This is a genomic window from Paenibacillus sp. DCT19 (genome assembly GCF_003268635.1).
In the GTDB taxonomy this organism is placed as follows: Bacteria; Bacillota; Bacilli; order Paenibacillales; family Paenibacillaceae; genus Paenibacillus.
On record NZ_CP029639.1, the window covers coordinates 302646 to 310000 of the forward strand.

The following is a 7355-nucleotide window of genomic DNA, read 5'->3' on the forward strand; positions in this document are numbered from 1 at the left end:
AATAGGCTTTGTAAGCGATTTCATAAATGCAAATAGGGGAGGAATTTCATTCATGATGATCACGAAAAAGTGGGTAACCCTGTTCTGTCTGTCCCTGTTATTGTTCGCTACAGCCTGTTCTGGAGGGTCTTCCGGTACAACGGCTTCTTCTGATGAAGAAGGCAAAGAAGACACCTCAGGTAAGATTGAACTACGTATGACCTGGTGGGGATCACAGACCAGACATGATTTAACAACCAAAGTGATCAAATTGTTTGAAGAGAAACATCCGGGCATCACCATTAAACCTGAATATTCAGGCTGGGATGGTTATTTTGATAAGCTGACCACGCAGGTAGCCGGTTCTAACGCCCCAGATATCGTACAGATGGATTACGCGTTTTTGACAGATTTTGCTCGGCGCGGTGCTTTGCTTGACCTGACTCCGTATGCAGATAGCGAAGAGCTGCGGACTAAGGATCATGATCAGAGTATGATCACAGCCGGATCGATTGATGATAAATTATACGCAATTACATTAGGAGTCAATGCACCAGGTGTCGTTTATGACGCTACCATATTTCAGGAGTTAGGTATTGAAGAGCCACAGGAGAGCTGGACATGGAAGGACTTTGAAGATATTGCGACCAAGATTGCTGCAGCCAAAGGGGATGGATTCTACGGTTCTGCCGACATCTCTGGCGCGACCAATATGTTCGAGGTATTTATCCGGCAATCGGGAAAAGGACTGTTTGACGGAGGTACATTAACAGCGACTAGTGAGGAGTTACAGCAGTGGTTTGAGATGTGGGCTGCTCTACGTGAGAGCGGAGGCGCAACTTCTGCGGAGGTGACGGCTTCCACAACGAACGCACTGGAGACAAGACCTATTTCACTTGGAACAGCGGCAATGGATTTTGCATGGTCTAACCAATTGCTGACATTCCAGCAGGTGAACAAAAATCAGGATCACAAGCTCGCTATCCAAGTGCTTCCTCACGGCGTGAATGAAAAGCAAATCGGTGAATATCTGAAACCAGGTCAATTTCTCTCCGGATATGCCAAAACGAAACATCCAAAAGAAGTCGCCATGTTCATAGACTTTATGGTAAATGATCCTGAGGCAACGGCAATTCTGGGCTCAGAACGTGGTGTGCCAGTCAACGCAAGCATTCGTGAGCAGATGCAGCCAACTCTGCCAGAAGCAGAACAAGCTATTTTCCAATTCATCGATACCGTATCGAAGCATTCCAGTGAGATTGACCCGCCATACCCGCAAGGATTCGCTGAGGTGGACACAAGCTTCAAGAGCACAAGCGAGCAGATCGCCTTTGGTCAGGGCAGCATGCAGGATGTCATTGCCCAATTTATTGAAGGTGCCAAAGCTACGCTTGGTTCGAGTCAATAACGAGTGAAGCCGTTCCAGACTTTCTAATTCTGCGGGGAGGTTACGATAGGATGACTACATCACAGGTCAGTCAAGCCCGAGTCGAGAGTGTGGCCACCCGGCGAGTGAAACGAAGATATGCACATAATGGAGCTGCCCTTCTGTTTCTCGCCCCATGGCTTGTTGGATTATTATTTCTGACCCTAGGTCCCATGCTGGTATCGTTGTATATTTCGTTTACTGATTATAGTATCCTGGCCGCCCCTTCCTGGGTCGGTCTGGATAACTACATGACGATGTTTACATCGGATAAGCTGTTTATCCAGTCGCTCAAGGTCACGTTCACGTATGTTGCTGTATCCGTACCGGTCAAGCTTATCTTCGCATTACTTGTCGCCATGCTACTCAACAAAGGCATACGTGGACTTGGCATTTATCGAACAGTGTATTACATCCCGACGCTGCTTGGAGGCAGTGTGGCGATTGCTATGTTATGGCGCAAAATGCTAGGTGGCGACGGGCTGCTTAATGGTGTGCTTGCCATGGTTGGCATAAAAGCCCCGGATTGGGTTGCTAACCCGAAGTATGCTCTATATTCAATCGTACTGTTATCGGTATGGCAGTTCGGTTCATCCATGATTATTTTCTTAGCAGGCTTGAAGCAGATCCCACCTGAGTATGATGAGGCTTCAGCGGTGGACGGTGCGGGGCCTTTACGGAGATTCTTCTATATAACATTGCCGATCCTATCACCTGTCATCTTCTTCAATCTTGTCATGCAACTCATTACATCCTTTCAGTCGTTCACACAGGCTTTCGTTATTAGTAACGGTAGCGGAGGGCCAGTGAATTCAACATTAATGTACTCTCTGTATTTGTACAAAAAGGGATTCTCCTTTTTCCAAATGGGCTATGCTTCCGCAATGGCGTGGGTGCTGGTTGTTCTGATCGGGGTATTTACATTGCTGGTATTCCGCAGCAGCAAGCTGTGGGTGCACTATGAGGATGGTGGAAAATCATGATCGGACAACGAAATTCCGTTACGTGGGTGGTTGCCAAACATGTGCTGATCTCAGGCATTGCATTTGTCATGTTGTATCCCATCCTCTGGATGTTGGGCAGTTCGTTCAAGCCAGGACATATGATTTTCACGGAAACCTGGTTTTGGCCGAAAGAATGGAATTGGCAAAATTATATGACTGGTTGGTCGGGAATTCAGGGTAATCCATTCTCGCGCTTTCTGACCAACTCCATCGTGCTGTCGCTGGGCGCTGTGCTTGGCAACGTTATCTCCTGCTCCATGGCAGCATATGCTTTTGCCCGGCTGAACTTTCGCTTCAAAGCAATCTGCTTCGGCTTGATGCTAATGACGATTATGTTGCCGCATCATGTCACGCTGATCCCACAATATATCCTTTTTAATCATCTGGAATGGGTAAATACGTATCTACCTCTCGTCGTGCCCAAATGGCTCGCAACGGATGCGTTCTTCATTTTCCTCATGGTTCAGTTCTTCCGGGGCTTCCGAAAGAGCTGGATGAGGCAGCAACGATTGATGGATGTGGCCCTGTGAGAATATACACCAAGATCATTATTCCACTTGCGTTTCCAGCACTGGTCACCACGATGATATTTACATTCTTATGGACATGGGACGACTTCTTCAGTCAGTTGATCTATCTGAGTGATGTAAGTAAATATACGGTGCCGCTAGGTTTGCGTCTGTTCCTGGATTCCAGCTCTCAATCCGATTGGGGTCCGATGTTTGCCATGTCAGTGCTATCACTTGTGCCGTGTTTTATCGTATTTATCGTGTGCCAGAAATACTTTGTGGAAGGAATCGCAACCTCCGGGCTTAAAGGGTAACTCCAACACGAAACGAGTGATTCCATGAGGAAACGTGCATTATCCAGATGGTTTAATCAGAAGCTGCAACAAAGCAAGCTCTCCACGTTGATGGTGACTTGCTTTGTTGTATTTAACCTGTTGCTGGTGTCTGTCATTGTGTGGTTAGCGTATCAATCCTTCTCCGCAGTCACTTTCACCGAGATTAGTAAGGCACGGCTAGCCCTTCTTAATGAGAGCACCCGTCGAGGATTTGATTTTATAACAGGGGTAACGGGGACTGCTTATTCACTTACCAGCAATAGGGAGTTGTCTGCTCTCTTGGAGATGTCTGGCAAAGGACGATTGACACAAATTCATCAGCGGCGTGAAGTCTCCAAAATATTGGATCATACGGTTGTAGTTAGCGAGGGCATTACGTCGGTAGAGCTGTACACGGATGCTTTTAATGGTGTGACGATAACGACAGAAGATCGGATCTACCCAGTAAATACGATTGCTGACGCTGAGTGGTTTGTGGCGTTAGAGCAAGCAGATGGAGCCTGGGTGCCTCTAAGGGAGAATGAGTCTGGTCACTCGCTGATCGGGTATGCTCAGCGGATATTTAACAGCCGTGGCAACACGGTAGCTTACGTTCTCATTCGATTAAGTCGCGCCGACATTGTACGCCGATTCGCAGATATGCCTATGGTGTTAGAGGGGCAGGTGCTGCTGGTTGATACGGCGGGTAACGTGATTATGCATATGGGGGATTCTCCACCTGAGGAGCAGGCATCTTCCACAGCAGCTACACAGAATGTTATTCCGCTGATTGATAGTGCCTGGATTCAAGAGCATGCCGAGCGTGGAGATGACGGGTTCGAAGTTGTATCTGGGCAATCTGGTGGTGCACAGCTTGTCCTGTATTCCCGCCCAGCGATGCTTCAATGGCGCTTGGTGCAGACCATCCCTGTTCATATGCTGCTATCCCCGGTTAGAGGAGCAGGGTGGAAAGTGCTGGCGATTGCTGTGACGGGTCTGTTGTGTTCAGCGATACTTGCATGTTTATTCGTACGACGCATTGTTCATCCAATTCGTCAGCTAATCAAACGAATGCGGCAACTGGAGAAAGGTGATTTTGAGACCCGGGTACAGCTTTCATTTACGGAGGAATATGCTCATTTAGCATATGGTTTTAACCATATGGCCTCACAACTGACAACGCTGATGGAGCAGGTGAGGGAAGAGAGTCGTGCCAAACGGGCAGCGCAGACAGGTTTACTTGAAGCACAGATCAAACCTCATTTTTTGTACAATACACTCGATATGATCCATTGGCGTGCACTTGATTATGAAGCGAAGGATATCAGTCGTATGATCGTGCAACTCAGCAAGCTGTTGCGAATCGGACTGAGCGGGGGCAGGTTGTTTATTCACGTTCGTGATGAATTAGAACATGCCCGTTGTTATGTCAGCATTCAAGCAGAACGATTACCGTCGATTATGAGGAAAGGATTGACCCGCGGGTTAGAGGTTATTACATCCCGAAGATTATTTTGCAGCCCTTTATCGAGAATGCGGTGATCCACGGACACACGAAGGAAGACATGCTTCGAATTCGAGTGCATATCCATGAAGACATTAGAGAAGAAGGGAGCCGAGTTTCATCAGGTATCGTAATTCGTATTTTGGATAATGGACAGGGTTTGCCAGAAGGCTGGAGGATGGAAGATACGTCAGGAATAGGCGTGCAGAACGTACATCAGCGAATTCAGCTTTATTGCGGAACACACTACGGGGTACGTATAGGTGCTAGTGAGCTAGGTGGAGTGGAAGTGATCATTAGGTTGCCACGCATCGAAACCGAAGAGCAGCTAAATCAGTGGTTGGGTGGTGAGAACAAATGAAGACAATAATGCTCGTAGATGATGATCCGCATATTATCAAAGCCTTAACGGATCACATTCATTGGTCTTCCCTCGGTCTTCGTATTGCCGGAACAGCTGCCAATGGAATAGATGCACTGGAACTGTTCCACCGTCTTCAACCTGATCTAGTGATGACGGATGTGTATCTGCCAGGAATGACAGGACTTGAGGTGACGCAAGCATTGCGGAAGGAACATCCTCATCTGCCGATTATCATTCTAAGCGGATACGATGAATTCGAGAATGCCCGAGCAGCTATGCGCTGGGGTGTGAATCACTTTTTGCTAAAGCCTGCAGAGGTGGAGGAGATTGAGTCTGTGCTGCGTGATGTATTGCTGGAGCAGGATGTACGGGAGCGGCATGAGCGACTAGAGCGGACATATAAACAGGAGATTGGCCGAGTGCTTCCCTATTTGCGCAAACACTTTCTGCATGAATTGCTAACGACGCGGTATCGAGCAGACGAGCTTCCAGATGAACGTATCAGTTATGTAGGGATTCAAAAGGGCTCCCCAGTACGCGCCATCAGCTTACAACTAAATCGGCCGGGATTTCTAACGCGGATGAAAGAGCGGGATTGGCAGTTGCTACGCTACGGGGCAGCAGATATTATTCAGGAGACCATCAAGGTGCAGATTCCACATATGCCTGATTGTCAGGTCGAAATTGTAGACTATTCCGATCGCGTATTTGTGCTGCTGTTATTTGCCGAGAATGACTACCTTGAGCAGGTTCAATCCCTCGTGGAGCAGATGATCGATCAGATTTTTACGTACCTTAAGCTAGAATTGAGTGCTGGAATCGGGAGTGTGAAGGGTCACCTGTGCGAGGTAATGGATTCTTATCTGGAGAGTAGAGAGGCGCTGGAAGCGGCAGAATTCCAGGGAGGCAGCCGTGTCTATCGTTATCAATCGTCAGAGGCAGTAGAGTCTAGTGTGACGGATTACTCGCTTTTGCTGCGACAATGGAATGAAGCGTGGGTGGATATTCGGCCTGATCTGGCAGAAGAGGTATGGCATCATATCCGTAGTTTGCTGGATGAAGGGAGCTGTAATGGGATTCAGGATGTGCAGGTTGTGGCTGTGAGTCTGTTTGATACGCTGATTCATAGTTGGAATCGACATTATCCGATGCTGGCACCTCCGCTCGCTATGGGTGGTTTTTTGCAAGAAATTCAATCGAAGTATGCTCTGCAGAACCTGATAAGCTGGCTAGACGACATTATTCATAATTGGCTGGAGCAGACGAGGAAAGAGATGGCGAGAAGAAGAGCAATAAACTCGTGGAACAGGTCAAACGATACGTGGAATTGCATTACGCTGAAGAGATCAGTTTTGAAGCGATCGCTAAGGGTCTGTTTGTGCATCCTAAATATCTGAGTCAGTTGTTTAAAAGGGTGAGTGGGGAAAACTTTGTGAGTTATCTGAACGGCTACCGAGTCCAGCAGGCCATGGAACTTTTGCAGTCGGGCAATTACATGGTGTATGAAGTCAGTGAGATGACAGGGTTCCGGAATGCGACGTATTTTAGCCAGGTGTTCAAAATGCTCACAGGTAAGAGTCCATCGGAAGTTGGATAGCGTATGTAAATCATGAGTGTCGCTACAGTAGAGAGGAAGGGTTATATTTTTATGATTGTTGAACAACAGGTATTTAACGTAAAAGGAATGAACTATTCGATCAGATCGGCAGAGGAAAAAGATGCTGGAGAATTATCCTCACTTCGTGTGCAGATTGATGGAGAAACGGATAATATGGATCGCGAACAGGGTGAAGCATATATTGATGAGGCAGGATTTGCGGATATCATCCATGTGGATGCACAGAAGCCGAGAAATCTATTTCTCGTTGCAGTGGTACAAGGTCGGATTGTGGGTTATGCGAGATGTGAGGGAGTGGACTTAAAACGCTTTGCACACAAGATTGAATTTGGCGTATGTGTTGCGAGAGAATTCTGGGGATACGGGATAGGGAAGAAGCTGCTGGAGATATCTATTCTGTGGGCGGATACAACCGGAGTACAGAAAATGACGTTGAACGTGTTAGGAACGCACGATAAAGCGGTAGAACTATATAAGAAAGTAGGTTTTGAAGTCGAAGGAATTATGAAGAGAGATCGATTGCATGCAGACGGGCAGTTCTATGACACCATTGTGATGGGTAGGTTTAGATCTCAGGCGTAATAATAAGTGTGTTGGAAATGAGAATGTAACGGGCTGTGTGTATTGGAGTCTAGAG

General features: G+C 47.2%; 7 protein-coding genes and 1 pseudogene. All 8 read left to right on the top strand.

Translation table 11 applies throughout. The features are described from left to right. Positions 1-52 precede the first annotated feature (52 nt). Positions 53-1387 (top strand): ABC transporter substrate-binding protein, encoded by a 1335-nt coding sequence (locus DMB88_RS01295; protein WP_128099912.1) that lies wholly within the window; start codon positions 53-55, stop codon positions 1385-1387. Between the two features lie 50 nt (positions 1388-1437). After that, complete coding sequence (locus DMB88_RS01300) at positions 1438-2388, top strand: carbohydrate ABC transporter permease (protein WP_251384485.1); 951 nt, start codon at positions 1438-1440, stop codon at positions 2386-2388. Beyond that, a pseudogene (locus tag DMB88_RS01305) lies at positions 2385-3232 on the top strand (carbohydrate ABC transporter permease). The gene DMB88_RS01300 and the pseudogene DMB88_RS01305 overlap by 4 nt, the downstream one beginning before the upstream one ends. A 24-nt stretch (positions 3233-3256) precedes the next feature. Then, positions 3257-4774, top strand: a complete 1518-nt coding sequence (locus DMB88_RS01310; protein ID WP_128099913.1) for a cache domain-containing sensor histidine kinase — start codon at positions 3257-3259, stop codon at positions 4772-4774. A gap of 23 nt (positions 4775-4797) precedes the next feature. Then, entirely contained in the window at positions 4798-5097 is a 300-nt protein-coding gene (locus DMB88_RS01315; protein WP_128099914.1) for a sensor histidine kinase, read from the top strand. Then, a complete protein-coding gene (locus DMB88_RS01320; RefSeq protein WP_128099915.1) occupies positions 5094-6497 on the top strand; it encodes a response regulator in 1404 nt (467 codons plus the stop codon). The genes DMB88_RS01315 and DMB88_RS01320 overlap by 4 nt, the downstream gene beginning before the upstream one ends. Positions 6498-6514: 17 nt before the next feature. After that, entirely contained in the window at positions 6515-6697 is a 183-nt protein-coding gene (locus DMB88_RS30085; RefSeq protein WP_254438600.1) for a helix-turn-helix domain-containing protein, read from the top strand. A gap of 51 nt (positions 6698-6748) precedes the next feature. Continuing rightward, entirely contained in the window at positions 6749-7300 is a 552-nt protein-coding gene (locus tag DMB88_RS01330) for a GNAT family N-acetyltransferase (protein ID WP_128099917.1), read from the top strand. The last annotated feature ends 55 nt before the right edge of the window (positions 7301-7355 follow it).

Excerpts from the sequence above, each read along its gene's own strand:
- DMB88_RS01295 (WP_128099912.1), top strand. The coding sequence starts at position 53 with ATGATGATCACGAAAAAGTGGGTAACCCTGTTCTGTCTGTCCCTGTTA.
- DMB88_RS01300 (WP_251384485.1), top strand. The coding sequence starts at position 1,438 with ATGACTACATCACAGGTCAGTCAAGCCCGAGTCGAGAGTGTGGCCACC.
- DMB88_RS01310 (WP_128099913.1), top strand. The coding sequence starts at position 3,257 with ATGAGGAAACGTGCATTATCCAGATGGTTTAATCAGAAGCTGCAACAA.
- DMB88_RS01315 (WP_128099914.1), top strand. The coding sequence starts at position 4,798 with ATGCTTCGAATTCGAGTGCATATCCATGAAGACATTAGAGAAGAAGGG.
- DMB88_RS01320 (WP_128099915.1), top strand. The coding sequence starts at position 5,094 with ATGAAGACAATAATGCTCGTAGATGATGATCCGCATATTATCAAAGCC.
- DMB88_RS01330 (WP_128099917.1), top strand. The coding sequence starts at position 6,749 with ATGATTGTTGAACAACAGGTATTTAACGTAAAAGGAATGAACTATTCG.